Genomic DNA, 351 nt, shown 5'->3' with positions numbered 1-351 from the left:
GGGCGGCAGCGGGGTCTCGGTGAACTGGGCCTGGCCGCCGGGGCGTACGGGGGCGACCAGGGCGAGGCGGGCGACCGTGTTGGCGACGGCAGCTCCGTAGTCGGTGCGCACGATGTGGAGGCAGAGGTCGATCCCTGCGGCGTACCCCGATGCGGTGAGGATCTGCTCGTCCTGGACGTAGAGGACATCGTCCTGGAGGTCGACGGCGGGGTAGCGCTCGCCGAGTTCGCCGGCCATCTGCCAGTACGTGGTGGCCTGGCGGTTGTCGAGCAGGCCCGCCTCGGCGAGGAGGAAGGCGCCACTGCAGATGGAAGCGATCTGCTTGCCGTCGGCGGCGGCCCGGCGGACGGC

Annotated in this window: 1 protein-coding gene; it reads right to left on the bottom strand. The window is 72.1% G+C overall.

All coding sequences use genetic code 11. The features are described from left to right. On the bottom strand, positions 1 to 351 hold a 351-nt coding region (locus J0695_RS40060; protein WP_206969734.1), incomplete at both ends, for a DJ-1/PfpI family protein.

It is taken from the genome of Streptomyces beijiangensis, from assembly GCF_017315755.1.
In the GTDB taxonomy this organism is placed as follows: Bacteria; Actinomycetota; Actinomycetes; order Streptomycetales; family Streptomycetaceae; genus Streptomyces; species Streptomyces beijiangensis.
Note: the sequence above shows the minus strand (reverse complement) of the source record. Positions and strands in the feature narration are given on the sequence as shown.